The following is a 25,593-nucleotide window of genomic DNA, read 5'->3' on the forward strand; positions in this document are numbered from 1 at the left end:
TATGCGTATTGGGCCTGGAAGCGTCAACACCTTTTTTGGCGAAAATCGACGTAAAGTGACTGTTTGACTAGCTTGCGAACAGCTTGATGCAATATTCGTCGATTCCAGGCGAATTATCCACTAATTCAATGGAAACAACGGTACTGTCTGCTCCTCTTTGCGCCAATAAAAAACGGGCCCGCAGGCCCGCTGTCTGTTTTCTGGCGTTGCTTATTTATAGGCAGACTGGTGTACGCCCACCGCACGGCCTGACGGATCGTTCATGGTTTTAAACGCTTCGTCCCATTCGATAGCTTTCGCGGAAGAGCAGGCGACGGACGGACCGCCAGGCACGCACTCCGCCGCACTTGGCACCGGGAACAGCTCTTCGAAGATTTCGCGGTAGAGATAAGCTTCTTTGGACGCTGGCGTGTTATACGGGAAGCGGAAGCGCGCGGTTTCCAACTGCTGATCGGAAATCTGTTTCGCCGCCACTTCTTTCAGGGTATCAATCCAGCTATAGCCCACGCCGTCGGAGAACTGCTCTTTCTGACGCCATGCCACGCTCGCCGGCAGATAAGATTCAAAACATTCACGCAGGATATGTTTTTCCATCTTGCCGTTGCCGCACATTTTATCCTGCGGGTTGATGCGCATCGCCACATCAAGGAATTTCTTATCGAGGAACGGCACGCGCGCCTCAACGCCCCAGGCCGACATCGCTTTGTTCGCACGCGCGCAGTCAAACATATGCAGCGCCTGCAGCTTGCGCACGGTCTCTTCATGCAGCTCTTTCGCGTTCGGCGCTTTATGGAAGTAAAGATAGCCGCCAAACACTTCGTCTGAACCTTCGCCGGAAAGCACCATTTTGATGCCCATTGCTTTGATTTTACGGGACATCAAATACATCGGCGTTGAGGCGCGAATCGTGGTCACGTCATAGGTTTCGATGTGGTAAATCACATCGCGGATCGCATCCAGCCCTTCCTGCACGGTAAAGTGAATTTCATGATGTACCGTGCCGAGATGGTTGGCGACTTCCTGCGCGGCTTTCAGATCCGGCGAGCCTTCAAGGCCAACGGCAAAGGAGTGCAGCTGCGGCCACCAGGCTTCGGAGCGCTCCTGATCTTCCACACGGCGCGCCGCGAATTTCTTGGTAATGGCGGAAATGACCGAGGAATCCAGGCCGCCGGAGAGCAGCACGCCGTAAGGCACGTCAGACATCAGATGGCTTTTAACCGCATCTTCCAGGGCCTGGCGCAGCTCCGCTTTGTCCGTCACGTTGTCTTTCACTGCGTCATAGTCAAACCAGTCACGCTGATAGTACTGGCGAATTTCGCCGTCCTGGCTCCACAGGTAGCTGCCCGCCGGAAACTCTTTGATGGTGCGGCATACCGGCACCAGCGATTTCATTTCGGAGGCGACATAAAAGTTGCCGTGTTCATCGTGACCCATATAAAGCGGAATGATGCCGATATGATCGCGGCCAATCAGGTACGCGTCTTTTTCGCTGTCATAAAGCACGAAGGCGAACATGCCCTGCAACTCGTCCAGAAACTCCGGGCCTTTTTCCTGGTACAGCGCCAGGATGACTTCGCAGTCAGAGCCGGTCTGGAACTGGAAGCGATCGCCATATTCCGCGCGCAGCGCCTGATGGTTATAGATTTCGCCGTTAACGGCCAGCACGTGCGTTTTCTCAGTGTTGTAGAGCGGCTGTGCGCCTGCGTTAACGTCCACGATGGAGAGACGTTCATGCGCGAGGATCGCTTTGTCGCTGGCGAAGACGCCGGACCAGTCCGGGCCGCGGTGGCGCATCAGGCGCGACAGCTCAAGCGCTTTTTTACGCAGTTCGACCGCGTCGGTTTTGATATCCAGCACACCAAAAATAGAACACATAGAGAACTCCGTTAACCCTGGCGGTAATGTTGTGTTGTCTGTCTGCGAGGCGTTGCGGTTTATGCAATTTTTTCGCTTCGGCCTCTGTCGTTGATTAAGAAAATGCCGCAAAGGGTGCAGGTTGTGCAAGCGTTTTAGCGCGTGAGCCATAAATAGTTCAACGAGCGTTAGCGAAAACTTAAAAACGGTCACTGAAACGGGGTGGTTTTTAACGAATCGGCAAAAAAATAGCGATTTTATTAAATTGAGATTGTGTGGGAGAGACAAAAAAAACGGCCATCGTTAATGGCCGTCAGGTTCAGATAACGTCGATTTCGGCGACGGAGGGATAAATCCAGCTCGGCCGGAATGGCATCGCGTCAATATCATTAATGGTCGAGACGCCCGACAGCACCAGAATGGTTTCCAGGCCTGCCTGGAAGCCAGCCAGAATATCAGTGCGCAGGTTATCGCCCACAATCACAGTGTGCTCGGAGTGGGCCTGCATTTTGTTCAGGGCTGCGCGGATGATCCAGGGGCTCGGCTTGCCGACATAAAACGGCTTGCGCCCTGAAATTTTCTCGATGCCCGCGCACAGCGCGCCGCAGGCCGGATAAAAGCCGCGCCCGTGGGTATCCGGGTTGGTGGCGATAAAGCGCGCGCCATTGGCGACGAAAAAGGCGGCCTTATGCATCATCTCCCAGTTATAGGAGCGCGTTTCGCCCACGATAACGAAATCAGGATTGATGTCGGTAATCGTAAAACCGGCTTTATACAGCTCGTGGATGAGCGCCCCTTCGCCGACCACATAGGCTTTCTTGCCTTCCTGACGACGCAGGAAATCCGCCGTCGCCATCGCGGAGGTGTAAAACACGCTGTCCGGCACGTCGATCCCGGCCGAGGCGAAACGGTTAGCCAGATCCTGGCCAGTCTGGGACGGGTAGTTGGTCAGCAGAACCAGCGGAAACCCTTTTTCAAGGATGCCGGTCAGGAATTCGCTGGCGCCGGGCACCGCAACGTTATCGTGCATCAGCACGCCATCAATATCGCAAATTACGTTCTGAATGGTCATGGACTACTCTGGCTCAGGGAACATAAAGGCGTAACTATAGCGCAAATCGCCACAGTCACTCGTTAACTTTCCAGCAAACGCTGTAATAACAACCCGTTAAGCATGGCGCGTTTTACCAGCGCAAACGCGCCGATAGCCGAGCGATGATCGAGTTGTGAAGGCACAACCGGCAGGTTTTTACGAAACGCTTTCAGGGATTGCGTATTGATACAGCTTTCGATCGCGGGCAGCAGCACTTTCTGCGCTTCAACAATCTCACCGGCGATAACTACTTTTTGCGGGTTAAACAGGTTAATGGCGATGGCGATAGTTTTGCCGAGCTGGCGGCCGACGCGCTCGACCACTTCGCAGGCCAGCGCATCGCCCCGATTTGCGGCTTTGCAAATGGCTTTGATATTGCACTCGTCCTGCGTCAGACGGCTCGGGTGGCCCTGCTCCAGTAACTGACGAACGCGCTGTTCAATGGCCGCGTTGGCGGCAACGGTCTCCAGACACCCGAAATTGCCGCAGTGGCAGCGCTCGCCCAGCGGATCGACCTGGATATGACCAATCTCGCCGACATTGCCGTTACGGCCGATAAAAATGCGCCCGTTCGAGATAATCCCCGCGCCGGTGCCGCGGTGAACGCGCACCAGAATGGAGTCTTCGCAGTCGCGCGTTGCACCGAAGTAGTGCTCCGCCAGCGCCAGGCTGCGGATATCGTGCCCCACAAAACAGGCGACGTTAAAACGCTTTTGCAGCGCGTCAACCAGCGGCCAGTTTTCAACATTGATGTGCGGCATATAGCGGATGACGCCGCTTTCCGGGTCCACCAGCCCTGGCAGGATCACCGACACGGCGATAAGTTCGCGGATTTTTCGCTGCCAGGCGTCGATAAACTGCGCGATGATGTTCAGTAGCGCATGTTCCAGCGTTTCCTGGGTGCGTTCGGGCAGGGGGAAATGCTCTTCCGCGAGCACTTTACTGCTCAGATCGAAGAGCGTCAGCGTGGCGTCATGGCGGCCAAGGCGCACGCCAACGGCCTGAAAATGCCGGGTTTCGGTAACGATTGAGATAGCGCGGCGGCCCCCTGTCGAGGCCTGCTGATCGACTTCTTTAATCAGACCGCGCTCAATAAGCTGGCGGGTAATTTTGGTGACGCTGGCGGGCGCAAGCTGGCTCTGTTCGGCTATCTGAATGCGCGATATCGGACCCTGCTGGTCGATAAGACGGTAAACCGCCGCGCTGTTAAGCTGTTTTACGAGATCAACGTTGCCAATTTGAGCCTGTCCGCCAGTCGTCATGCCTTTATTTACTCAGTAACGACCTCGTTACCATTAACGATGGTCTTGATGATTTTATAATCGCGGGTAAAGGCGGTCAGGTTCGCCACTTTGCCCGCTTCAATACTGCCAAGCCGGTGCGCCACGCCCATGGCGCGGGCCGGATACAGCGTCGCCATACGCAGCGCTTCGTCCAGTGCGATATTGACATGCTCCACCAGGTTGCGCACGCCTTCAATCATGGTCAGCGCCGAGCCGCTCAGGGTGCCGTTTTCATCCACACACAAGCCGTTGCGGTAGTATATTGTTTTGCCAGCAAAAATGAACTCATCAATATTGGCACCCGCAGGCGCCGTCGCGTCCGTCACCAGACACAGCTTGTCGCCTTTGACTTTTTTCGCAAGACGCACATTGGCGAAATCGACATGCAGGCCATCGGCGATAATGCCGCACCAGACATCCGGTTCGTCAAAGATAGCGCCCGTCAGCCCTGGCTCGCGGCCGGTGATGTAAGGCATGGCATTGAACAGATGCGTGGCGAAGCGAATACCGGCGCGGAAGCCTTTTTTCGCCTCTTTAAGCGTCGCGTTGGAGTGCCCGGCGGAAACGACAATGCCCGCGGCGGTCAGTTTTTCGATAACGTCCGGCGCGACGCGTTCCGGCGCGAGAGTGATTTTGGTAATCACGTCGGCGTTTTCGCACAGGAAATCGACCAGCTGTGCGTCCGGCTGGCGCACATAATCCGGGTTATGCGTGCCTTTCTTAACGATGTTCAGCCACGGGCCTTCAAGGTGCAGGCCCAGCGCCTGGTTCTGATGACGCGCCAGGTATTCACGCATCACGCGCACGCCCTGTTTCATCAGCGCGTCGCTACAGGTAATAAGGGTTGGCAGGTAGCTGGTGCAGCCCGATTTCTCGTTGGCTTTTTGCATGATCTCCAGCGTTTCTATGGATACGGCCTCGGCGGTATCGTTGAACTGCACGCCGCCGCAACCGTTGAGCTGCACGTCGATAAAACCGGGGGCGATAATGGCGCCGCCCATATCGCGCTGCTCAATGCCTGCCGGCAGTTCAGCCAGCGGGCAGAGGCGCTCAATCAGGCCATCGGCGATAACAATCGCGTGGTCATCCAGAATGTCGTGGCCGGTGTAAATCCGGCCGTGGGTTAAAGCGTACATAATGCCCCCGGTAACCAGTCCTTAAAGATCTTTGATATTTTCAGCTTCGAGCTCGGTGAAGTATTTCAGCGTCTTCACTTTCAGTTCCATGGTGGAAGGCTCATCGCATACGATAACCGCTTTCGGATGCAGCTGCAGACAACTGATGGTCCACATATGGTTGACGTTGCCTTCTACCGCCGCCTGCAGCGCCTGCGCCTTAACGTGGCCCAGCACCAGAATCATGACTTCCTGCGCGTCCAGCAGCGTGCCGACGCCCACGGTGAGCGCGTATTTTGGCACCTGATTTACATCGCCGCCAAAGAAACGCGAGTTCGCCACACGGGTGTCGTGCGTCAATGTTTTGATACGCGTGCGGGAGGCCAGAGAAGAGGCGGGTTCGTTAAACGCGATATGACCGTCGTTGCCGACGCCGCCCATAAACAGATGAATTTTGCCGTAAGCGCGAATTTTTTCTTCATAGCGGCGGCATTCTGCGTCAATATCCGGCGCGTTGCCATCCAGCAGATTGATATTTTCTTCCGGAATATCAACATGCTCGAAGAAATTGCGATACATGAAGCTGTGGTAGCTTTCGGGATGATCTTTCGGCAGGCCAACATATTCGTCCATGTTAAACGTCACGACATGTTTGAAACTGACCTGGCCTGCTTTATGCATCTCAATCAACGCTTTGTAGGCTTCAAGCGGCGTGCCGCCTGTCGGAAGACCCAGAACGAAAGGGCGGTCGGCGGTGGGGTTGAAATCGTTAATGCGCTTAACAATATGGCGGGCGGCCCATTTGCCAACCTGCTGCGGCGTAGCCAGCGGAATCAGTCTCATTGTTCACCTCGGAAGTTAGAAACAGGAGCGGATTAAACGACTCACAGTGTAAGGGTATACCCGTTCGCTGAAAGCAGGAGCAATCCGTCTCGATTTTTTGAATGATAAAATAAGTTTTCGAGGTAAGCCAGAGTAAAGGCTGCCTGATAACGATATTTGGTGATAAAAATCACAGAAAAGACGCATTTAATTTGCGAGGCGAATTAAACTTCCACACACTACTGAACGCAGATGAAGAGTTGATGCTGTTGTTTCACAACATCTCGTTTTGATTGAACGTTGCACAATAAAAAACGGCTTCAAAGAAGCCAGGTCGGGGTCTCGTAGGGGGAATAGGATGAATATTTTAGGTTTTTTCCAGCGGCTGGGTAGAGCGTTACAGCTCCCTATCGCAGTGCTGCCTGTGGCGGCGCTACTGCTGCGATTCGGTCAGCCAGATTTGCTTAACATTGCTTTTATCGCGCAGGCGGGCGGGGCGATTTTTGATAACCTCGCGTTAATCTTCGCGATTGGGGTCGCCTCCAGCTGGTCCAAAGACAGCGCAGGCGCGGCGGCCCTTGCAGGCGCAGTCGGTTATTTTGTCCTCACCAAAGCGATGGTGACCATCAACCCGGAAATTAACATGGGTGTGCTGGCCGGTATTATTACGGGTCTGGTGGGTGGTGCAGTCTATAACCGCTGGGCGGGTATCAAGCTGCCTGACTTCCTGAGCTTCTTCGGCGGCAAACGTTTCGTGCCGATCGCTACCGGTTTCTTCTGCCTGGTGCTGGCCGCCATTTTTGGCTACGTCTGGCCGCCCGTGCAGCATGCGATTCATGCAGGCGGCGAGTGGATCGTTTCTGCAGGCGCGCTGGGCTCCGGTATCTTTGGCTTCATTAACCGTCTGCTGATCCCAACCGGGCTGCATCAGGTGCTGAACACTATCGCGTGGTTCCAGATTGGTGAATTCACCAACGCTGCGGGTACGGTATTCCACGGCGATATCAACCGCTTCTATGCAGGTGACGGCACCGCTGGCATGTTCATGTCCGGCTTCTTCCCGATCATGATGTTTGGTCTGCCGGGCGCTGCGCTGGCGATGTACTTCGCCGCACCGAAAGCGCGTCGTCCTATGGTCGGCGGTATGCTTCTGTCCGTTGCCATCACGGCGTTCCTGACCGGTGTTACCGAGCCGCTGGAATTCCTGTTTATGTTTCTGGCGCCGGTGCTCTACCTGCTGCACGCGCTGTTAACGGGCATTAGCCTGTTTGTCGCGACGCTGCTTGGCATCCACGCTGGTTTCTCCTTCTCGGCAGGCGCGATTGACTATGCCCTGATGTACAGCCTGCCTGCCGCCAGCAAAAACGTCTGGATGCTGCTGGTCATGGGGCTGGTGTTCTTTGTTATCTATTTCCTGCTGTTCAGCGCGGTTATTCGCATGTTTAACCTGAAAACGCCGGGCCGCGAAGACAAAGAAAGCGAGCTTGTGACTAACGAAGCGAACAGCAATACCGAAGAAGGCCTGGAACAACTGGCGACCAGCTACATTGCCGCAGTTGGCGGTAGCGAAAACCTGAAAGCGATTGATGCCTGTATTACCCGTCTGCGTCTGACCGTGGGTGACTCCGCCCTGGTGAGCGATGCCGCCTGCAAACGTCTTGGCGCATCCGGCGTGGTGAAATTAAACAAACAAACCATTCAGGTTATTGTGGGCGCGAAGGCGGAATCCATTGGCGATGAAATGAAAAAAGTAGTGGCGCGTGGTCCTGTGCCAGCCGCGGCAGCCGCTGGCGTCGCTCCGACAGCCCCCGCAGCACCGGTCATGAAGCCGCAGGCGGTGGCGAATGCAAAAACCATCGCCGCGCTGGTCTCGCCGGTAACGGGCGAAGTGGTCGCGCTCGACGCGGTGCCGGATGAAGCGTTCGCCAGCAAAGCGGTCGGCGATGGCGTCGCTATCAAGCCCACCGATAAACTGGTGGTCGCGCCGGCGGCCGGGACTATCGTGAAAATCTTCAACACCAACCATGCCTTCTGCCTGGAAACTGACAACGGCGCAGAGATCGTGGTGCACATGGGGATTGATACCGTCGCGCTGAACGGCCAGGGCTTTAAACGTCTGGTGGAAGAGGGCGCGCAGGTGACGGTGGGCCAGCCGGTGCTGGAGCTTGACCTGGACTACCTGAACGCCAACGCGCGTTCGATGATTAGCCCGGTCGTATGCAGCAACATCGATGACTTCGGCGGGCTGGTTATCCAGGCGCAGGGCGCGGTGGTTGCAGGCCAGAGCGCGCTGTATGAAATTAAAGGCAAATAATCGCTTCTGAGTCGTTATGCCTGAACGGCGGGGGAACACTCCCGCCGTTTTTTTTCGCCTTTTTTTGGGGCTGGCGCGCACCACTTAACGCCGTGTAGGGTAGCGGACACTGAGATTAAGGAGAATCGTATGCGTCAGATTATTGTCATCCTCTTCGCTGCCGTGTTGTTAAGCGGCTGCATTCCTCGCTACGCCACCCACCGGCCTGCGCTCGATATGGATATTCAAAACGAGCAGGGCAAGCCGGTTCCCCATGCCACGCTCTGGCTGCAAACGCACCGCATGCCGCCGGGGTATTACCCACCGCCGGAAAAATTCACGGCGGATGACAACGGCCATGTTTCCGTCTCGCGCGTCTCGGAGTGGGAAAATATGATTTTCTTTCTCCACGGCACGATGATCTATTCCTGGAGCTGGTGCGTCGAGGCGCCGGGGTATCTTCCACGCGAAGGGAATGTTGAGTCGTTACAGTCGCCAGTCAAATTACTCAAAGCCAGAACGCCCGAGCGTTGCAGGCAAGCTGAGTACGCACAGCGCGGGCAATAACCGGCGGCGCGCGACGGCGGGATTTTCTGTAACTAAAGGTTGTTTCCCGCCTCTGCTTATAAGATCATACGCCGTTAAACGATGTTGACGCTTTGAGGAATATGCGATGAGTGAGGCAGAAGCCCGCCCGACTAACTTTATTCGCCAGATTATTGATGAAGATCTGGCGTCTGGAAAACACACCACGATTTGCACCCGCTTTCCGCCGGAGCCGAATGGCTATCTGCACATCGGCCACGCGAAATCTATCTGCCTGAACTTTGGCATCGCGCAGGATTACCAGGGCCAGTGCAACCTTCGCTTTGACGATACCAACCCGGTGAAAGAAGATCTGGAATTTGTCGAGTCGATTAAAAACGACGTGCAATGGCTGGGTTTCCACTGGTCTGGCGACGTGCGCTACTCCTCTGACTATTTCGATCAGCTTTATAACTATGCCGTTGAGCTTATCAATAAAGGACTGGCATACGTTGACGAACTGTCGCCGGAGCAGATCCGCGAATACCGCGGCACCCTGACCGCGCCGGGCAAAAACAGTCCGTTCCGCGATCGCAGCGTGGAAGAAAACCTGGCGCTGTTTGAGAAAATGCGTGCCGGTGGTTTTGAAGAAGGAAAAGCGTGCCTGCGCGCGAAAATCGATATGGCATCGCCGTTTATCGTCCTGCGTGACCCGGTGCTGTACCGCATTAAATTCGCCGAGCATCACCAGACCGGCAACAAGTGGTGCATCTACCCGATGTACGACTTCACCCATTGCATCTCCGATGCGCTGGAAGGGATCACCCATTCGCTCTGTACGCTGGAGTTCCAGGACAACCGTCGTCTGTATGACTGGGTGCTGGATAACATCACCATTCCGGTACACCCGCGCCAGTACGAATTCTCGCGCCTGAATCTGGAATACGCGGTGATGTCCAAGCGTAAGCTGAACCTGCTGGTGACCGATAAACACGTCGAAGGCTGGGATGACCCGCGTATGCCGACGATTTCCGGCCTGCGCCGTCGCGGTTATACCGCCGCGTCCATCCGTGAATTCTGCAAACGTATCGGCGTGACCAAACAGGATAACACCGTGGAAATGGCCGCGCTGGAAGCCTGCATTCGCGAAGATCTTAACGAGAACGCGCCGCGCGCCATGGCGGTTATCGATCCGGTGAAACTGGTTATCGAAAACTATCCGCAGGGCCACAGCGAAATGGTGTCCATGCCTAACCATCCGAACAAACCGGAAATGGGCAACCGCGAGGTGCCGTTCAGCGGCGAAATCTGGATCGATCGCGCAGACTTCCGCGAAGAAGCGAACAAGCAGTACAAGCGTCTGGTGCTCGGTAAAGAAGTGCGTCTGCGCAACGCGTATGTGATCAAAGCAGAGCGCGTGGAGAAAGATGATGCGGGTGAAATCACCACCATCTACTGCTCCTATGATGCCGAAACCCTGAGCAAAGATCCGGCTGACGGCCGCAAGGTGAAAGGCGTGATCCACTGGGTCAGCGCGGCGCATGCGATGCCGGTTGAGATCCGTCTTTATGACCGTCTGTTCAGCGTGCCGAACCCGGCCGCGGCGGAAGATTTCCTTGCGACCATCAATAAAGAATCGCTGGTGATTAAGCAGGGTTATGCTGAGCCAAGCCTGAAAAACGCCGAAGCGGGTAAAGCCTGGCAGTTCGAGCGCGAAGGTTATTTCTGCCTCGACAATCGCCATGCAAACGGTGACAAACTGGTCTTTAACCGCACCGTAGGCCTTCGCGACACCTGGGCCAAAACCGGCGAGTAACAAGCAGTATGTAACACGACGCCGCTCATGAGCGGCGTTTTTTTTAGCTTTTAAATCAGTCAGTTAACCCTCTTAAAATATTCGCGTCGCGAATTAATTCATGCGGTTATTATCAAACCAGCGTCTGCAATAAAATCTTCTCTCGCTATTTTTTTCTCCTAAAAATAATGAAATCGCTTTCATTTTATATTTTTACCTAAAAACAGGTCTTTTTAGCGTATTAAAATCCAGCTAAATGAAAATGTTACAAAATGAAAAATATTTTGTGCACTGTGTCATAAAGCCACGAAATTTCAGGGGATTAAGATTGATAATTCGCGTCGCGAAAAATAGTCTTGTCATGCTGATTTTGGGGACACTCCGTCAGCGCTTTTGATTTTTTATTTTTCATTCGCTGTACGCGCTTTGCGCGACGCGAATTTTTTACGTCAAAGAGGAATTTCACATGCGTTCGTTGAGATACAAACGTAGCGGCGTCGTGCTGGCTGTCGCCAGCGTCACGACGCTGGGCGGCCTGTGCAGCCCGCCCGCCGTACACGCGGCAGGCTTTATTGATGACTCCACGTTAACCGGCGGCATCTATTACTGGCAGCGCGAGCGCGACCGCAAAGATGTCGTGGAAGACAAATATAAAACCAACCTGTCGCACGCCACCTGGAACGCGAATCTCGATTTCCAGTCAGGGTTCGCCGCCGATATGTTCGGGCTCGACCTCGCCGCGTTCACGGCCATCGAAATGGCGGAAAATGGCGACAGCGGACACCCGAATGAAATCGCGTTCTCTTCCAGCAACAAAGCCTATGATGAAGACTGGTCCGGTGATAAAAGCGGCATCAGCCTCTATAAAGCGGCGGGAAAATTTAAATATGGCCCGGTCTGGGCGCGGGCAGGCTGGTTGCAACCGACAGGCCAGACGCTGCTGGCGCCGCACTGGAGCTTTATGCCCGGCACGTATCAGGGCGCTGAAGCCGGGGCGAATTTTGATTATGGCAAAACAGGCGCGCTGAGCTTTTCGTACATGTGGACCAACGAATACAAGTCGCCGTGGCATCTGGAGATGGACAAGTTTTACCAGAACGACAGAACCACCCGCGTGGATTATCTCCACTCCATCGGCGCGAAATATGATTTTAAAAATTCGCTGGTGCTGGAAGCGGCTTTTGGTCAGGCAGAAGGCTATATCGACCAATATTTCGCGAAAGCGAGCTACAACTTCTCTCTTGCCGGCAACCCGCTCTCTACCAGTTATCAGTTTTACGGCGCGCGCGATAAAGCCAGCCACGGCAGTATCAATGATATCTACGACGGCACCGCGTGGCTCCAGGCGCTGACGTTTGGCTATAAAATTGGCCAGGTCGATCTGCGTCTGGAAGGCACCTGGGTGAGCGCCGAAGGGCAGCAGGGCTATTTTCTGCAGCGCATGACGCCCACTTACGCCTCCTCCAACGGTCGGCTCGACATCTGGTGGGACAACCGTTCCGATTTCAACGCCGATGACGAAAAAGCCGTGTTCTTCGGCGCGATGTATGACCTGAAAAACTGGAATCTGCCCGGTTTCGCGCTCGGCGCCTCGTATGTTTACGCCTGGGATGCGAAACCCTCCACGCTTCCGACCACCGACGGTTACTACGATCCCAACTATCGCCTGAAAGAATCCGCTTACAGTCTGGATGCGGTTTACACCCTGCAGGATGGCCGCGCCAAAGGCACGATGTTCAAACTGCATTTCACCCAGTACGACAACCATTCTGACATCCCGAGCTACGGCGGCGGCTACGGCAACATCTTCCAGGATGAACGCGACGTGAAATTTATCGTTACGGCGCCGTTCACGATTTTCTGATTGCGCAGGGGCGCGCAGATGCGCCTTCCATAAAGGGCAGTGAAAAGGACACGATGATGAAAAAATTACAGGTCAGTCTGTTAGCGGGTGCGGTAATGGGGCTTTTTTCCAGTACCGGCGCACAGGCGTCAACGGCAGAACACATCAGCCAGTTTGGGCTCCATTACGCGATTACCGACAACCAGGCCGCACAACACGGCACAGACTGCGCGGCGCTGGGCGCCGACTGGGCGTCATGCAATAAAGCGGTTATCACGCTCACCAATCCAGGCGATGCGGTGACGGACAAAAACTGGACTATCTGGTTTCACAGCATTCGCCAGATCCTCAAAGTCGATAACGATCAGTTTAAAGTGACCCACGTGATGGGCGATCTCCACAAGCTTGAGCCGACGGACAAATTTACCGGCTTCCCGGCGAAGGCGTCGGTGGAGATCCCGATTATTAATGAGTACTGGCAACTGTTTATCACCGACGTATTGCCGCGCTGGTATGTCACAGCAGACGACGGCGCGCCGAAGGTTATTGCCAGTACCGATACTGAAACGTTAACTGACTTCGTCAGCCCGCTGAAAGATCAGTGGAAACGCACGGCGGATGATAAAAACATTCTGATGACAGCCGAAGCGCGATTCGACAAAAACAGTGACGTCAAAACCCTGAATGCAGAGCATCTGCGCGGGCAGATCGTGCCCACGCCGCGGCACGTTGAAGTACACGGACAAAACGTCTCACTCGATAAGGGCGTTCAGCTCTTTCTCTCCGCACTAGATAAACCCGCGCAGGAGGCGATTACCGCCCGTTTTGCGCTGCTCGGCGTGAAAACCGGCGCGGGGTATCCGGTGCGCACGGCTATCGACAACAAGGCGTTTACCGGCAAAGAGGCGGTGTCAGGCGCGTATCAGCTGCATATCGGGCCACAAGAGGCGACGATTACCGGCTACGACCGCGCAGGCGTTTTTTATGGCCTGCAATCGCTGCTCTCGCTGATCCCTGCGCAGGGCGCGAAGCAAATAGCGACGCTCGACGCCCAGGACGCGCCGCGTTTTGACTATCGCGGCATTCACCTTGATGTAGGGCGCAACTTCCACACCAAAGCGGCCGTGCTGCGTCTGCTTGACCAGATGGCGGCTTATAAGCTCAATAAATTCCATTTCCATCTGAGCGATGACGAAGGCTGGCGTCTTGAAATACCGGGCTTGCCGGAGCTCACTGATGTGGGCGCGAAGCGCTGCCACGATCTCAGCGAAAAAACCTGTCTACTGCCGCAGCTCGGCTCGGGGCCGGACACCAACAACAACGGCAGCGGCTATTTCACGCGTGCGGATTATATTGAAATAGTGAAATATGCCGCTGCGCGCCAGATAGACGTGATCCCGGAAATCGATATGCCTGCGCACGCCCGCGCGGCGGTTATCGCGATGGAAGCGCGTTACGACAAACTGGAAAAAGCAGGCAAAACCGAAGAGGCGAACCAGTATCGTCTGCTCGATCCTGACGATACGTCGGTCACTACCGGTGTGCAGTACTACAACCGCACCGGCTACCTCAACCCGTGCCTCGACTCGTCGCGCCGCTTCGTGGATAAAGTGATAGGCGAGATCCAGCAGATGCACAGAGAGGCCGGACAACCGCTTAGCACCTGGCATTTCGGCGGCGATGAGGCGAAAAATATCTACCTCGGCGCGGGTTATACCGATAAGGCAAAACCAGAGGCCGGAAAGGGGATCATCGACCAGACCCGGCAGGACAAGCCCTGGGCGCGCTCACCGGTATGCCAGAAAAGGGTGCAGGACGGCGTGGTGGCCGATGTCGACCATCTTTCCAGTTACTTTGGTATTGAAGTCAGTAAGCTCGTCAAGGCCCACGGCATCGACACCATGCAGGCGTGGCAGGATGGCCTTAAAGATGCGAAAGACGCCAGCGCGTTTGCTACCTCGCACGTTAACGTCAACTTCTGGGATACGCTCTACTGGGGCGGCTTTGATACGGTGAACGACTGGGCGAATAAAGGTTTTCGCGTCGTGGTCTCTAACCCGGATTACGTCTATCTCGATTTCCCGAACGAAGTGAATCCGGCGGAGAGCGGCTATTACTGGGGCACGCGCTTTAGCGACGAGCGTAAGATTTTCAGCTTCGCGCCGGATAACCTGCCGCAGAACGCAGAGACCTCCGTCGATCGCGACGGCAATGCGTTTAGCGCCAAATCCGACAAGCCGTGGCCGGGCGCGTATGGCCTCTCGGCGCAGCTCTGGAGCGAAGTTGTGCGTACCGATAAGCAGATGGAGTACATGATGTACCCGCGTCTGCTGGCCGTTGCGGAGCGCGCCTGGCATCGCGCCGCCTGGGAGCAGGATTATCAGGCGGGTCGCGAATATAAAGGCGGCGAAACGCATCAGGTGGATGTGAAAGCGCTGCATGAGGACTGGACGCGCTTTGCGAACCTGACTGGCAGCCGCGAACTGCCGAAGCTTGAAAAAGCAGGCGTGCAGTTCCGTTTACCGGTGCCTGGCGCGCGCGTTAAAGAGGGCATGTTGCAGATGAACATCAGCCTGCCTGGCGTCGCTATGGAATATTCCACCGATGGCGGCGCGCGCTGGCAGCGCTACGATGCCGCGAAGCCGCCACGTGTCGCAGGCGCGGTGCAGGTGCGAAGCGTCAGCAGCGACGGCAAACGTTACAGCCGTGTGGAGAATATACAGCCGTAACCCGGCGTAATAAAAAGCCAGCCTCCGGGCTGGCTTTTTTGTGTGGCGCCGTGCGTGTTACAGCGTGTCCGGCAGATGATGGACCGCGACCAGCTTGCCTTTGCTGATTTCAATATTTTTCGCGCTGCGTAATTGAGAAAGGGTCTTCATTACCATGCTGCGTGAAAGATTAGTTTTTTTAACAATATAATCCGCCACGTTAATGCGATTACGCATGAACTCATCCATCGCCGCCAGACAATCGATATTGGCTTTAATCATACTGAAGCTGTTTCTGCCGATCATGATTTCTTCGCGATAGCAAAGCATATTAATAATCCATGAGGACAAAATAAGCAGATGTAACTGGCAGTGATTTTTCTCAATTTCCTGCATAAAATAATCAAAAGGAATTAACTGATAATGACATTCAGAATCAGCCTGTAATTTTGCGAATTGGGATTTACCTAAATTCCTGGCGAGACCAAGAACGGAAGGCGCGCTGCTTTTTTCCAGCAGCAGCCGGTCACTCTGGCGCATCAGAGAGAACTGACCTCCGCGAATGATGCAGATTTCCCCGTCCCGCAGGGGAATGAGCGTATTTTTTTCTGCGCGTGACCAGTTACCGTAGCTATTGAAAATATCCGCGATACGGTAAATCTCAGCAAGCGGTTTAGGGGGTAAGACCATATTGGTTACCTTATATAAAATAGAATTAAATCGTTGCTGTATCTTAATGGATGCTTTTTTATTGCTGCAATAAGGGGCCGGGGAGATAAAAGGCGGAACAGGGATAATCTTACGGCTAAACGATTGACCGGTAAAGATATTTATATTTTCTGAATTTCCATTTAATAAAATATAAGTAGCTTAATTAAGCATTGTGCGCTGTATTAAAACACCATAAATTTTATTTTTATCTAAAAAAATACATTTGTATTTTCAGGAAAAGGTTTTCAGACAATAAAAAAGCCGACAGATGTCGGCCTGGGTTATGCAGCGTGGCGAGTGTTATTTGCCGCCAGCGTCGTGCGCGTGTTCATTTTCGCGGCAATCGCCATCCGCACAGTGACCGTACAGATAGAGGCTGTGGTTGGTCAGACGGATGCCGTGACGCGTGGCGATTTCACGCTGACGAGCTTCAATGGAGTCATCGCTGAACTCGATCACTTTGCCGCAATCGAGGCAAATCAGGTGATCGTGGTGATGCTGTTGCGTCAGCTCGAAAACGGATTTTCCGCCTTCGAAATTGTGACGGGTGACGATGCCGGCATCGTCGAACTGGTTAAGTACGCGATAGACCGTGGCAAGGCCAATCTCTTCACCCATGTCAATCAGACGCTTATAGAGGTCTTCCGCACTGACATGATGATTGACCGGTTCCTGCAGCACTTCGAGGATTTTTAATCGAGGAAGCGTGACTTTCAGGCCGGCCTTCTTTAATGCGGTATTGTTGTCAGTCATGCGGAATCTGTCCTGTTGCTTAACGACTCGCTCCGGAAGGGAGCGATACATCGGATACGCCGAAGATGAATGCGTCTCATTATAGAACTGACATGCCTAAATGAAAACCGCAAGCGTCCGGCAAAAAAGAGCTTAAAAATCGTGGACCAGCCAGCGTTTTTCACGTGGAGGGCCTGATAATTAAGGAAGCCATTGTACAGCTTAGTGAGGGAAAGTTAAAAATTTGTAGCAATTATTTTCATTGCTTTTATCTATCAAACGGCGCGGACATCCGCCCGCGCCATTGATCATCAGGCGTTGATGATTTCCTGCAGATGCAGCTCTTCAGAAACCTGTTTGACCCATTTTTCAACGCGTTCTGCGGTCAGCTCTGGCTGGCGGTCTTCGTCAATCGCCAGACCGACGAAGTGATCGTCGTCCGCCAGACCTTTGGAGGCTTCAAAGTGGTAGCCTTCGGTCGGCCAGTGACCAACGATGGTCGCGCCGCGCGGCTCGATAATGTCGCGAATGGTGCCCAGCGCGTCGCAGAAATATTCAGCGTAATCTTCCTGGTCGCCGCAGCCGAAGAGCGCGACAAGCTTGCCGTTGAAGTCAATTTCTTCCAGCGTCGGGAAAAAATCGTCCCAGTCGCACTGCGCTTCGCCGTAATACCAGGTCGGAATGCCAAGCAGAAGAATATCGAATGCTTCCAGATCCTCTTTGCTGCTTTTAGCAATGTCATGCACTTCAGCAACGTCTTTCCCGAGCTGTTTCTGGATAATTTTTGCGATATTTTCGGTATTGCCGGTGTCGCTGCCGAAAAAGATGCCTACGATTGCCATAAGAAGAATAACCTCTTGAATCTAAATGTGATGGTGCTGGCATAACGCCCACAGATAGGGCAATCATAGCAGAACAAAAGAGGGTGCGGAAACGGTATCAGGCGCCGGGTGCACTCTCTGCTACATTGCCCCGTCCTTTTGGGTAAAAATCAGACCAGACCTTACTCCTGCAAGGCTTTCAGCTGAGCGAGCAGCATCGCTTCTATCAGCTCGCTACGGCTGATATTGCGCGCCTGCGCGAGATGGTTCAGCGCGTCTACCGCGTCGGCGTTCAGCTTCAGCTCGACGCGCTTAAGCCCGCGAACTTTGTCACGCTTAAGCTGGTTGCGCTTATTGATGCGCAGCTGTTCGTCGCGCGACAGCGGGTTGGTTTTCGGTCTGCCCGGACGGCGTTCATCCGCGAAGAGATCGAGCGTTGTGCGGTCCGTTTGTTCTTTTGCCATGGTATGAGTATAGACAGGGGAAACAGGCTGCCGTGGCGGAGCCCGGCGGTATTTCAGCGCGCCATCATACATGAGGCAGCGAAGCGCGCCAACGCATCCGGCGCAGGACGGCGCCGGTCGGTCTGTTTTTAATCAGTTTCCAGAAAACGGCGGATCGCGCGCAGCACCGCCTGTGGTTTTTCGGCATGCACCCAGTGGCCTGCGCCCGCAATCACATGCGCGCGGGCCTGCGGGAACTGCGCGAGCAACGCTTCGCGGTGCGCTTCTTCCACGTAAGGCGACGCGCCGCCGCGGATAAACAGCGCCGGGCCGTGCCAGGCGGGCACCGTCTCCCAGCCGACGATATGCGCATACTGACGCCACAGCACTGGCACGTTAAAGCGCCACGCGCCATCGACAAACGATTTCAGCAGAAACTGCACCACGCCTTCTTCGCTAATATGCTGGCGCATAACTTCCGCCGCCTGCTGGCGCGACGTGGCGCCCGCGTCGCTCACCGCGTTCACCGCGTTAAAAATCTCATCGTGACGGCGCACCTGATAATCCACCGGCGCGATATCAATCGCCACCAGCTTTTCAATGCGATCCGGCGCAAGCGCGGTCACCGCCATCGCCGCTTTGCCGCCCATCGAATGGCCGATAAGGATCACCTTATTCAGCCCCAGCGCGTCGAGAGTTTCGAGAATATCCTGCGCCATCGACGGGTAATCCATCGTCTCGCTGCGCCCGGAAAGCCCGTGGTTGCGCAAATCTACCTGTACAACGTCATGATCTTCCACCAGCTCGCGCGCCAGCACGCCCAGGTTATCCAGGCTGCCGAACAGCCCGTGAATGAGCACAATCGGTGTATTTTGAGTCGGTTGTTGCGCAGATTGCGTGCGGGTATTTAATTTCATGGCAAAGTTCTTTTTTGGCGACTGACAGGTTAGGTTATCATGTTGACCATTCTGCCGCCCGGCTGCAAGGTTCCAGTTAATTCCGACTTTTGCGGCCTTCCTGGTTTGACGCTATCCGCTGTTGGGTTTTAACTCTATAATCCCAACGACTTGTATTCAGAAAAGATATCGCACTGGATTAAGATGAAAACGATTGAAGTTGATGACGAGCTGTATCGCTACATTGCCAGCCACACCCTGCATATTGGCGAAAGCGCGTCCGACATTTTACGGCGCATGTTGAAATTTTCCGCCTCCTCGCAGTTAGCCGCTACCCCAGCCAAAGCAGAGACTTCCGCCATCGTCGCGCCCGCCGCTGAGCCTGAAAAACCGGTAAACCCGGCGCGCGATCGCGTGCGCGCCATGCGTGAGCTACTGCTGTCGGATGAATACGCCGAACAAAAACGCGCGGTCAATCGTTTTATGCTGGTGCTGTCTACACTCTATTCACTGGATGCAAACGCGTTTGCCGAAGCGACCGAGTCATTACATGGCCGTACCCGCGTCTATTTCGCCGGTGATGAGCAAACGCTGCTGCAAAGTGGCAACCAGACGAAGCCCCGCCACGTGCCGGGCACCCCGTACTGGGTGATCACGAATACGAATACAGGCCGCAAATGCAGCATGATCGAACACATCATGCAGACCATGCAGTTCCCGGCGGAATTGATTGAGAAGGTTTGCGGCACCATTTAACTCTTGCGTCAGAAGGACCAGGCCATGGCAGTCGATAACCGTGCGGGACAGCCTGCACAACAGAGTGATTTAATCAACGTCGCCCAGCTCACCGCGCAGTACTACGTGCTGAAGCCGGAAGCGGGCAATGCGGAACACGCGGTGAAGTTCGGTACCTCGGGCCACCGCGGCAGCGCCGCGCGCCACAGCTTTAACGAGCCGCACATTCTGGCTATCGCGCAGGCGATCGCCGAAGACCGTGCGAAAAACGGCATCACCGGGCCGTGCTATGTCGGCAAAGATACGCACGCGCTCTCTGAGCCCGCGTTTATCTCTGTGCTGGAAGTGCTGGCCGCCAACGGCGTCGATATCATCGTGCAGGAGAATAACGGTTATACACCAACGCCTGCGGTCTCTAATGCCATTCTTGAGCACAACAAACGTGGCGGCGCACAGGCGGACGGCATTGTCATCACGCCGTCGCACAACCCGCCGGACGACGGCGGCATCAAATACAACCCGCCTAACGGCGGCCCGGCGGACACCAACGTCACCAAAGTGGTCGAAAATCGCGCCAACGCGCTGCTGGCGGACGGCCTGAAAGGGGTGAAACGCCTCTCTCTGGACGACGCCTGGGCCAGCGGCCGCATTCAGGAAAAAGACCTGGTGCAGCCGTTTATCGAAGGGCTGGCGGACATCGTCGACATGGCCGCTATCCAGAAAGCGGGCCTGAAGCTCGGCGTTGACCCGCTCGGCGGCTCCGGTATCGAATACTGGAAGCGCATCGCGGAGCACTACAAACTTGATCTCACCCTCGTTAACGATCTGGTGGATCAGACCTTCCGCTTTATGCACCTCGATAAAGACGGCGCGATCCGCATGGACTGCTCCTCGGAATCAGCGATGGCCGGTCTGCTGGCGCTGCGCGATAAGTTCGATCTGGCGTTCGCCAACGACCCGGACTACGACCGCCACGGCATCGTCACGCCTGCGGGCCTGATGAACCCGAACCACTATCTGGCGGTGGCGATCAACTACCTGTTCCAGCATCGTCCGCAGTGGGGCCAGGATGTGGCCGTCGGCAAAACGCTGGTTTCCTCCGCGATGATTGACCGCGTGGTGGATGCGCTGGGCCGTAAGCTGGTGGAAGTGCCGGTCGGCTTTAAATGGTTCGTTGACGGTCTCTACGACGGCAGCTTCGGCTTCGGCGGCGAAGAGAGCGCGGGCGCGTCCTTCCTGCGCTTTGACGGCACGCCGTGGTCTACCGATAAAGACGGCATCATCATGTGCCTGCTGGCGGCGGAAATCACGGCCGTGACCGGTAAAAACCCGCAGCAGCACTATGACGAGCTGGCCGCGCGTTTCGGCGCGCCGAGCTACAACCGTCTCCAGGCTTCCGCGACCTCCGCGCAGAAAGCGGCGCTCTCGAAGCTCTCTCCGGAAATGGTTAGCGCCAGCACGCTGGCGGGCGACCCGATCACCGCGCGTCTGACGGCCGCGCCGGGCAACGGCGCTGCTATCGGCGGCCTGAAAGTGATGACCGAGAACGGCTGGTTCGCGGCGCGTCCTTCCGGTACCGAAGACGCGTACAAGATCTACTGCGAAAGCTTCCTCGGTGAAGAACACCGCAAGCAGATTGAGAAAGAAGCGGTGGAAATCGTCAGCGAAGTGCTGAAAAACGCGTAAGTGAACTCCTGAACGGGAGGCACAAAAAACGGCAACCTTCGGGTTGCCGTTTTGCTTTACAGGGTATGCCGCTTATCAACCGTGCTTATTGGTCAGCTCAAAGCGCGGCGACACCAGCCCGTACAGCGTCCAGCCCATAAACGTCACCATCGCGCCATACAGCATCGCCTCCTGGCCTGAGGAGTAGAGCGCGTAGAAGCTGTAAATCGCCCCGAGCAGCGCCACCAGATTCGCCTGTTTCGCCTTGCGCGGCGGCACCTTCGCCACCTGCTGAATAATCACCAGCGCCGCCATCGACAGAATATACGGGATGATATTGGTCACCACCGCCAGGTTGACCAGCACGTTAAACTGCTTGTTGAGCGAAGGGCTGATGGTCATCAACGACAGCACGCTCTGGATGATGACAATCGTCAGCATCCCCTTCACCGGCGCTTCGGCGCGGCTCAGGCGGGAAAAGACTTTCGGGAAATAGCCTTCATCGGCGGAGGAGCGGAACACCTGGGCGATGGTGAACTGCCAGCCGAGCAGCGATCCGCAGCAGGACATCACCATCAGCGCCATAATGATTTTCCCGACGCCCGGCGTAAACATCTGTGCGAAGGCCAGCCCGAACGGCGCGGTGGAGCGGGCCAGATCCAGGTTCGGCACGATGCCTGCAATCACATTGGTGGAGATGATATAAATCACCGCCGCGCCCAGCGTGCCGCCGAGCACCGCAATCGGCACGTTGCGCTCCGGGTTTTCCACCACCTCGGTATTGGCGCAGGCGGATTCCAGCCCCAGAAAGGCCCACAGTGTCATGGCGATAGACGATCCGACCGCGTCGAAAAACGGCACGTGATGCGGATTCCACGAGGCGGCATACAGCGATGGGCTGAACCAGAACCAGCCGATCACCGACAGCCCGACCACCGGAATAATCACCCCCCAGACGGTGACGCTGCTGAGTTTGCCGGTCAGGCGCGCGCCGCCGAAATTCGCGACGGTGCAGATCCACAGCACGCAGAGAGTGGCGATGCCGGTCTGCACCGGCGTTAAGGCCGCGCCGAACAGCTCGCTGCCATAGCCGACCGCCGAAATGGCGATAGCCACGTTGGCGATAAGCAGCGACACCCCATAGGTGTAGTTCGCCATAAAGTTGCCGGATTTACCGAAGGCATACTCCGCGTAGCCGCCCATGCCGCCCGATTTACGGCTGAACATCCCGCATTTGGCGAACGCCCAGGCGAGCGCCATGGAGCCCACCGCAGTAACCAGCCAGGAGATAATCGAAATCGTGCCCACTTCGGCGAGTTTGGTCGGCAGCATGATGATGCCTGAGCCCATCATGTTGACCATCGTCAGGATGGTCAGCTGCACCACGCCCATTTTGTTGGATTTGCTCATCATAACGCTCCTTCTGCGCGGCGTTGCGGCGCCGGTTTTTCACTGACCACGTAACACCAGACCTGATGACGCCCGTCGCAGGCTTCGACATACACGCCCTGCAACTCCGGCGCGAAGCCCGGCAGCAGGTTGATCCCTTCTTCCAGCGCCTGGAAGTAATGCAGCGCCGCGCCGCCCCAGATTTCGCCCGGCACCACGCACAGCACGCCGGGCGGGTAGGGGAGCGCGCCCTCCGCCGCGATGCGGCCTTCCGCCTGCTCCAGACGCACCAGCTCGATATCGCCGCGAATAAACGCCTGGTGGGCCGCCTGCGGGCTCATGGCGACGCGCGGGAAATACGCTTTACGGAACATCGCTTTTTGCAGCGCTTTGACGTTACGGCTGGCGTAAAAGTCGTGCATCTCCTGGCAGAGCTGCCGCAGCGTGTAACCCTCGTAACGTGCCTGATGCTGTTTATAGAGCGAGGGCAACACGTCGCTGAGCGGCGCGTCGCTCTCCAGCAGCTTTTCAAAGCGCGCCAGTTGCGCCACCAGCTGTTGCAGCTTGCTCATCTCCTCGGCGGGCGTCAGCAGGAACAGAATGGAATTAAGATCGCATTTCTCCGGGATGATATGGTTTTCGCGCAGGTAGCTTGCGAGCACGGCGGCGGGCACGCCGAAGTCTTCATATTCGCCGGTCTCTGTATTAATCCCTGGCGTGGTGAGCAGCAGCTTGCACGGGTCGACGAAATACTGGTGCGGCGCGTAGCCCTCAAAGGCGTGCCAGCGCTCGCCGGGCACGAAGTGGAAAAACCGTAAGTCAGAGGCGATCTCCTGCGTCTCATAGCTCTGCCACGGACGGCCGTCGACCATCGCCGGGACAAAAGGCCGGATGGCGCGGCAGTTGTCGAAAATCATCTTGCGGGCGTCAATGCCATATTCCACGCAGCGCATCCACATGCGGCGTCCGGCTTCGCCCTCGTGCATCCGCGCGTTAATGTCCAGGGCCGCGAAAAGCGGGTAAAACGGGCTGGTGGAGGCGTGCATCATAAAGGCGTTATTCATCCGCTTGTGCGGCACGTAACGCGGCTGGCCTTTGATATGGCTGTCTTTTTTATGGATTTGCGAGGTCTGCGAAAACCCGGCCTGCTGTTTATGCACCGACTGCGTAACGAGAATGCCCGGATCGTTTTCGTTAAGCGTCAGCAGCAGCGGCGAGCAGGGGGCCATCATCGGGATAAACTGCTCATAGCCGACCCACGCGGAGTCAAAAAGCAGGTAGTCGCACAGCGGCCCGAGCGTATCCACCACCTGACGGGCGTTATAGACCGTGCCGTCATAGGTGCCGAGCTGGATAACGGCCAGCCGGAACGGGCGCGCCGCGGCGGCGCGCGCTGGCGCCACCTCACGCACTAATTCGCGCAGGTAACGCTCGTCGAAACAGTGGGCGTCGATCCCGCCGATAAACCCGTACGGGTTACGCGCGGTTTCCAGATAGACCGGCGTCGCGCCCGCCTGCAACAGCGCGCCGTGGTGGTTCGATTTATGGTTATTGCGGTCAAACAACACCAGATCGCCTGGCGCCAGCAGCGCGTTGAGCACCACTTTATTGGCGGAGGACGTGCCGTTCAGCACAAAGTAGGTTTTATCGGCGTTAAACACCTCTGCAGCATGCTGTTGCGCAAGGCAGGGCGCGCCTTCGTGGATGAGCAAATCGCCCATCGCCACGTCGGCGTTGCAGAGATCGGCGCGAAACAGCGTATCGCCGAAGAAACTGACGAACTGATTGCCCGCCGGGTGACGGCGGAAAAACTCGCCGCCCTGGTGGCCGGGGCAGTCGAAGGCGCTGTTGCCCTGATTTACGTAATCGACCAGCGCGCGAAAGAACGGCGGGCGCAGCGCCGTTTCATACTTCCGGGCGGCGGCTTCAAGCTGGCGGCCATAGTAGTCGCGGTGCGATTCATTGTATTCAAACACGCCCGCAATCCGCGGCAAATACTCCGCAGGCACCCGTTCTTCGGGCTGGCATACCACAAAAACCGGAATGCCAAAGCCGGTCATTTCAATTTCATCGATAATGCCCTGGAAAATATCGCTGACGGCCATTACCGCCGCGGCGATATCAATATAATCCGTGTCGTGAATATTAATAATCTCGCGGTCCGTTGAAAAACAGTCCGGACATAAACGGCTGACGCCAATTTTTAACGCTTGCATGATGTTTCCTTATTTCAGGCAAAGCAATCCCGCCACTTTTCCTCGCGGAAAATTGCTGAATATGAATGTCGGGCAAAACGCTCCCGCTGCCTTAAAAAGGCAGAACAGGGGATTTACTCTGTATTGGCCAGGCAGCTCCCTGCCAGAAAAATTCTGGTATTACAGAGAACTATGGCGAAAGTGCGCGTGCATTCCCAGGCGATAACCTGTTAATGAATAACGTTAGGCTTGTGCTGAAGAATGATCGGCGCGCAGCAGCGCAACCCGCTAGCGGGCGTTGAAAAGGTGAAAGTCAAAACAGTTGCGGTGGGCGAACATCATAATATGGGTTGTCCGCCTGATATGCGGCATTAACCGATTATTATTTTCCATGTCAGTTTCCTTTCAGTAATTGAAAGCGTGGTCATTTTATCCAGGGTAAGGGGTTAATCTGTGAAGTACATCAATAAAAACGGCCAGAACCAGAAATAATTAGTCGTTATTTATGCATAATGCAGAGCAGATCGCTGTGCGTTGTGTGAATGTAGATTAGTGGTTAATGAAAAGTGTCTTTTTAATTTTTCAGTAAAATAGAGAGCATCCCGTTTATATTTTTCAGTAAACGGAGAGCGAGAATTGAATAAGTAATTAAGGCAGGTGAAAGGCTATTCAGAA

Annotated in this window: 20 protein-coding genes; 7 read left to right on the forward strand and 13 right to left on the reverse strand. The window is 55.5% G+C overall.

What is annotated here, in order from left to right; genetic code table 11:
- Positions 1–210: 210 nt before the first annotated feature.
- The 5 genes from asnB to nagB form a co-directional block, all read right to left on the reverse strand.
- Positions 211–1,875 (reverse strand): asparagine synthase B, encoded by a 1,665-nt coding sequence (asnB, locus tag AACV31_RS14595; RefSeq protein WP_165153337.1) that lies wholly within the window; start codon positions 1,873–1,875, stop codon positions 211–213.
- 298 nt (positions 1,876–2,173) lie between these two features.
- Entirely contained in the window at positions 2,174–2,926 is a 753-nt protein-coding gene (locus tag AACV31_RS14600; protein ID WP_007706733.1) for an HAD-IIA family hydrolase, read from the reverse strand.
- A gap of 62 nt (positions 2,927–2,988) precedes the next feature.
- Positions 2,989–4,209 carry a DNA-binding transcriptional regulator NagC gene (gene nagC / locus AACV31_RS14605; protein ID WP_007768110.1) on the reverse strand — a complete coding sequence of 407 codons (1,221 nt, stop codon included), beginning with the start codon at positions 4,207–4,209 and terminating at the stop codon, positions 2,989–2,991.
- 8 nt (positions 4,210–4,217) lie between these two features.
- Positions 4,218–5,366, reverse strand: a complete 1,149-nt coding sequence (gene nagA / locus AACV31_RS14610) for an N-acetylglucosamine-6-phosphate deacetylase (RefSeq protein WP_165153339.1) — start codon at positions 5,364–5,366, stop codon at positions 4,218–4,220.
- Between the two features lie 21 nt (positions 5,367–5,387).
- Positions 5,388–6,188: a glucosamine-6-phosphate deaminase gene (gene nagB / locus AACV31_RS14615; protein WP_007706747.1), complete on the reverse strand. Its 801-nt coding sequence runs from the start codon at positions 6,186–6,188 to the stop codon at positions 5,388–5,390.
- Positions 6,189–6,525: 337 nt separating this feature from the next.
- On the opposite strand from nagB, the gene nagE reads away from it, so the two are divergent.
- The 5 genes from nagE (at position 6,526) to AACV31_RS14640 (ending at position 15,352) form a co-directional block, all read left to right on the forward strand.
- The gene (gene nagE, locus AACV31_RS14620; protein WP_165153341.1) at positions 6,526–8,481 is read left to right on the forward strand and encodes a PTS N-acetyl glucosamine transporter subunit IIABC; all 1,956 of its coding nucleotides are present in this window, start codon (positions 6,526–6,528) and stop codon (positions 8,479–8,481) included.
- 129 nt (positions 8,482–8,610) lie between these two features.
- Complete coding sequence (locus AACV31_RS14625; protein ID WP_165153343.1) at positions 8,611–9,027, forward strand: hypothetical protein; 417 nt, start codon at positions 8,611–8,613, stop codon at positions 9,025–9,027.
- Positions 9,028–9,133: 106 nt separating this feature from the next.
- Complete coding sequence (gene glnS / locus AACV31_RS14630; RefSeq protein ID WP_007768123.1) at positions 9,134–10,801, forward strand: glutamine--tRNA ligase; 1,668 nt, start codon at positions 9,134–9,136, stop codon at positions 10,799–10,801.
- Between the two features lie 445 nt (positions 10,802–11,246).
- Entirely contained in the window at positions 11,247–12,644 is a 1,398-nt protein-coding gene (chiP, locus tag AACV31_RS14635; RefSeq protein ID WP_165153345.1) for a chitoporin ChiP, read from the forward strand.
- Between the two features lie 56 nt (positions 12,645–12,700).
- Positions 12,701–15,352, forward strand: coding sequence for a beta-N-acetylhexosaminidase (locus AACV31_RS14640; RefSeq protein ID WP_165153347.1), 2,652 nt, complete (start codon positions 12,701–12,703; stop codon positions 15,350–15,352).
- 57 nt (positions 15,353–15,409) lie between these two features.
- Here AACV31_RS14640 and AACV31_RS14645 read toward each other — a convergent pair whose 3' ends face one another.
- The 5 genes from AACV31_RS14645 to ybfF all read right to left on the reverse strand — a co-directional run bounded on the left by AACV31_RS14645 (position 15,410) and on the right by ybfF (position 18,955).
- The gene (locus AACV31_RS14645; RefSeq protein ID WP_032806291.1) at positions 15,410–16,021 is read right to left on the reverse strand and encodes a helix-turn-helix domain-containing protein; all 612 of its coding nucleotides are present in this window, start codon (positions 16,019–16,021) and stop codon (positions 15,410–15,412) included.
- A 321-nt stretch (positions 16,022–16,342) separates the two neighbouring features.
- The gene (gene fur / locus AACV31_RS14650; protein WP_075199105.1) at positions 16,343–16,795 is read right to left on the reverse strand and encodes a ferric iron uptake transcriptional regulator; all 453 of its coding nucleotides are present in this window, start codon (positions 16,793–16,795) and stop codon (positions 16,343–16,345) included.
- Between the two features lie 290 nt (positions 16,796–17,085).
- Positions 17,086–17,616: a flavodoxin FldA gene (fldA, locus tag AACV31_RS14655; protein ID WP_015740539.1), complete on the reverse strand. Its 531-nt coding sequence runs from the start codon at positions 17,614–17,616 to the stop codon at positions 17,086–17,088.
- A gap of 161 nt (positions 17,617–17,777) precedes the next feature.
- A complete protein-coding gene (gene ybfE, locus AACV31_RS14660; RefSeq protein WP_004387174.1) occupies positions 17,778–18,059 on the reverse strand; it encodes a LexA regulated protein in 282 nt (93 codons plus the stop codon).
- A gap of 128 nt (positions 18,060–18,187) precedes the next feature.
- Positions 18,188–18,955, reverse strand: coding sequence for an esterase (gene ybfF / locus AACV31_RS14665; protein ID WP_075199106.1), 768 nt, complete (start codon positions 18,953–18,955; stop codon positions 18,188–18,190).
- Positions 18,956–19,138: 183 nt separating this feature from the next.
- Between ybfF and seqA the strand changes: the two genes are divergently transcribed.
- Together seqA and pgm are read left to right on the forward strand one after the other, a co-directional pair.
- Positions 19,139–19,690 (forward strand): replication initiation negative regulator SeqA, encoded by a 552-nt coding sequence (gene seqA, locus AACV31_RS14670; protein ID WP_015740541.1) that lies wholly within the window; start codon positions 19,139–19,141, stop codon positions 19,688–19,690.
- 24 nt (positions 19,691–19,714) lie between these two features.
- Complete coding sequence (gene pgm, locus AACV31_RS14675) at positions 19,715–21,355, forward strand: phosphoglucomutase (alpha-D-glucose-1,6-bisphosphate-dependent) (protein WP_165153349.1); 1,641 nt, start codon at positions 19,715–19,717, stop codon at positions 21,353–21,355.
- A 75-nt stretch (positions 21,356–21,430) separates the two neighbouring features.
- On the opposite strand, the gene potE is transcribed toward pgm, so the two are convergent.
- The 3 genes from potE to speFL form a co-directional block, all read right to left on the reverse strand.
- A complete protein-coding gene (gene potE, locus AACV31_RS14680; RefSeq protein WP_105538042.1) occupies positions 21,431–22,744 on the reverse strand; it encodes a putrescine-ornithine antiporter in 1,314 nt (437 codons plus the stop codon).
- Positions 22,744–24,939 carry an ornithine decarboxylase SpeF gene (speF, locus tag AACV31_RS14685; RefSeq protein WP_165153351.1) on the reverse strand — a complete coding sequence of 732 codons (2,196 nt, stop codon included), beginning with the start codon at positions 24,937–24,939 and terminating at the stop codon, positions 22,744–22,746. Before speF ends, potE begins: the two co-directional genes overlap by 1 nt.
- A gap of 267 nt (positions 24,940–25,206) precedes the next feature.
- Positions 25,207–25,311, reverse strand: coding sequence for a leader peptide SpeFL (gene speFL / locus AACV31_RS14690; protein ID WP_003858645.1), 105 nt, complete (start codon positions 25,309–25,311; stop codon positions 25,207–25,209).
- Positions 25,312–25,593: the final 282 nt, after the last annotated feature.

It is taken from the genome of Cronobacter sp. EKM101R, assembly GCF_963888145.1.
Classification (GTDB): Bacteria; Pseudomonadota; Gammaproteobacteria; order Enterobacterales; family Enterobacteriaceae; genus Cronobacter; species Cronobacter turicensis.